Here is a 3076-nt window from a genome sequence, read left to right as displayed (position 1 = left end):
ATTTCGTGGAATTCGGGTTCGTCCTTCATCGCGTAGCGAAGCAGCGCGTTGGGATCGGTTTCGAAGGGATGGAACTTGCCGGAAATGTCGGTGACACCTTCGCCGACAAATGGCTCAAGGACTGACAGGTCCTGCGTGCGCGCGAACTGGCCAATTCGATTGTGATATTTGCCCACGCGGCTGGCGTCATCGAAGCCGGGAACGATGATGGCTTTGATGTTTGTGTTCTTGATGATTGGAACGCGGCGCGGGCGACTGTCAGCAAGCGCCCATCGGCGGCCCTGCTTTATTCCCATATCTTGTGAGACGATGAAGCGTCGCAGCCGCTCTGGTGAGACCTGAGCGTCCTTGGCCGAACGTGTCAGGCTCTCACCATTGTTCATGGCCAGGATCGCCGCTTCTATGCGCGCGTCTGATTTGACTTCGCTTGGCTTTGGCTTGAGTTGTGTTTCGGACGCTTTGGCGTGGCCGCGTGCCTGGCTGCGGCTCAGCCCACGTGCTTTGCCGCGCGCAATGCGGCGGGCGTATTCTGCTTTGTGGTCGCGTTGGCGGGCCATGATCGTACCGTTCATCTTGGCGCGCGGGATGCGCACCTCGATGGCCGGTTTGACGGATCAGGCGGGGATTGAGCAGTCCGGATAAAAGGACAAAATATGATACAGAAATAAAGCTTTATCGGTTTCGATAAAGCGTAATATTCTTTCTAAATGTGCTAAATTCGAGAGATTCGATATCCTTGTAATCATTCGGTTTTATTAATTTAAAGTAATTGAGAATTTCGATAATAACTTCTTTGTGGGAGCCAGTTTGGATATCCAAAACTTTATGCTCATTTATATAATCCAAAGCTTCGAATAGCTTGTCACGGACCCCGGGCCTTCCGCGCCCTTTCTTCTCAGCGAACTGCGGATACTTGTATGGATCGATCACTCGGATTCGAACATATTCGCGATCGATCGTGCGAGCGGAACAGGATTTCCAATCAGCGTCTGCATCATACCAAAATTCGGATTGAATTAAGTCGTAGCGACGACTGCTGGAATGCAACACTGTTTGCCCAATCCCAACAAGTTCATCGTTGTAGAGCTCCACGATAATCTCTTCACGCTCCTCGTTTAGTAGATCCAGCAGCTGCCCCATACTCTGTTTCGAATTGTTGCGATCAAACAGAGAAAAAAGCTGATCAATTGTTCTCATTTGTGGAGATTGCCCGAGTGTTTCCAGGACTTCTAAACCGATCTCCTCTATTCTCTTCCGGACAACGTCATCGCAGGGGAGCTTCCATGCATCCTGCAGCATGGTTCCTTGTTGCCAGAGCTGAAAATTGGTGAAAATCATGAGATTCGGGAGGCCGGAAATGGACGTAATTGGCGATGTTGCGTTGAATCGCTCACCCTACCAAGACGAATGGGCGGACCGTTGCATTTATTGGAATTATTTAATTGAAGCCAACAAACCCAAAAGGATGCGCCGAGAAAGGCAATCACACCCGCTTATAATAACCGGGCACGGCCTTTCAATTACCGTGGATAAAAAGCGGCTCATAATTAAAGACGGAAACACACATTACCCGTCAAAGCCAAAAGTATGGGAATTCTTCAAAGGCGATCTGGAACTACCCCCTCGCATCGTCGTTATTGATGGCTCGGGCAATATAACGCTCGACGCGTTGGACTGGCTCGCGGATCAAGACGTTCCATTGATACGGATAAAATTTGATGGCACCGGCACGACCGTAATGAGCCCGAGCGGATTTTCTGCTGACAGAACAAAAGTAGCCTGGCAGTTGGAAACGCGAGATGATCCAGACAAGAAGCTGGCATTCGCGATCAGTATTACGCGTCAAAAATTGGAAGCCAGCATCGAGACGCTGGAAAAATTTGTTCCCTCGTCCAAGTATCTAGATAGATCGATAGAGGCGATTCGTAACGATCTCGCCTTCATCGAGAGAGGCGACGCTGATACGCCTGCAAAGCTCTTGGGTCAGGAAGGCAAGGCCGCAAGCTCCTACTGGCGAGCTTGGCAGGGTGTCGAGATGAAATGGCGGGCGACCACACGCCATCCAATTCCAGACGATTGGCGGACATATCTCTCTCGCTCGTCGATTCTCACTGGCGTAAACCCGAAGAACAAGAACGCTTCGCATCCTATCAACGCGATGTTGAACTATGCGTATGCCGCACTGCTCACAAAAGCGAAGATACAAGCGATCTGCGACGGCTACGATCCAATGATCGGCATTCTTCATGACCAGCGGCACAAGGAAAAAGACCTGACACCATCCTTCGCGTTGGACTTGATGGAGCCTCAGCGGCCTGTGGTGGATCGGGTGATCCTGAAGCTGATTGCTGAGCAGACTTTTTCGGGATCGGATTTTGATATTCAGAGTAATGGTGTGTGCCGATTGAATCCGGCGTTGGCTCGGAGCCTGATGAACCGAATGGGTCAGTAGGATGCTGATTACGGTTAGCACTTTCGACGCGCTAGTATCAGCGGTTCAAAGTGAAGCGCAAAGAGCGCGTGAAATCCACACTTATTCGAATGGTCCGATGCTTATTGCATTCGATGGATGGGCATGCGCCGGTAAAACCTACAATGCCTGCAGGATTTCCCAAGTATTAGACTGCGCTCACGTCGACTTAGATCGTCACATAAACATGCAGATGGGCACTATATTGGAACATGTTCGGTATGCAGAACTGTATGACGCGCTGAGGTCCACCTCGAACACTGTTTCATTCTCCGGCGCATGCATGCAGGCCGCACTCGAACGTCTAAATTTCGACGGGCCCATTGTGAAAGTTTATGTAAAGCGGAAGAGTGGTGACATGTGGGCCGATAGCGATAAAATTTATCCGGAAGGCGATATGACAATTGAGCAATTCTGGCATTCCGCGAGCGATAATCCTAGGGAGCGCGAGATGGCTTCCTATCACCAAGATTATAGACCGGACGAAACCGGTGTTTGTCAAACATGTTGTCCGCCGATTTCATGCGGCGTCTCTGATTTCAGGGACGCTGATTTCGGTTTCTGGGTTGAGCCAGACGGGTCCTGCTGGTTGCCAGTTGCGGGTTT

The 3076-nt window shown here is 50.6% G+C and carries 3 protein-coding genes; 1 reads left to right on the top strand and 2 read right to left on the bottom strand.

The genetic code is table 11. The features are described 5' to 3' along the window. On the bottom strand, nt 1-593 hold a 593-nt coding region (locus ACESNI_RS15845), incomplete at its 3' end, for a hypothetical protein (RefSeq protein ID WP_373088744.1). Between the two features lie 79 nt (nt 594-672). Next, on the bottom strand, nt 673-1338 hold the full coding sequence (locus tag ACESNI_RS15840; protein WP_373088741.1) for a hypothetical protein: 666 nt from the start codon (nt 1336-1338) through the stop codon (nt 673-675). A 19-nt stretch (nt 1339-1357) separates the two neighbouring features. Between ACESNI_RS15840 and cas1 the strand changes: the two genes are divergently transcribed. Next, the gene (cas1, locus tag ACESNI_RS15835; protein ID WP_373088739.1) at nt 1358-2452 is read left to right on the top strand and encodes a CRISPR-associated endonuclease Cas1; all 1095 of its coding nucleotides are present in this window, start codon (nt 1358-1360) and stop codon (nt 2450-2452) included. Nucleotides 2453-3076 lie beyond the last annotated feature (624 nt).

Source organism: Sneathiella sp., assembly GCF_041689005.1.
GTDB lineage: Bacteria > Pseudomonadota > Alphaproteobacteria > Sneathiellales > Sneathiellaceae > Sneathiella.
This window is presented reverse-complemented; position numbering and strand designations above follow the sequence as displayed.

Bases quoted from the DNA above. Each gene is read 5' to 3' on its own strand.
- ACESNI_RS15840 (WP_373088741.1), bottom strand. From the start codon at position 1,338: ATGATTTTCACCAATTTTCAGCTCTGGCAACAAGGAACCATGCTGCAG.
- cas1 (WP_373088739.1), top strand. From the start codon at position 1,358: ATGGACGTAATTGGCGATGTTGCGTTGAATCGCTCACCCTACCAAGAC.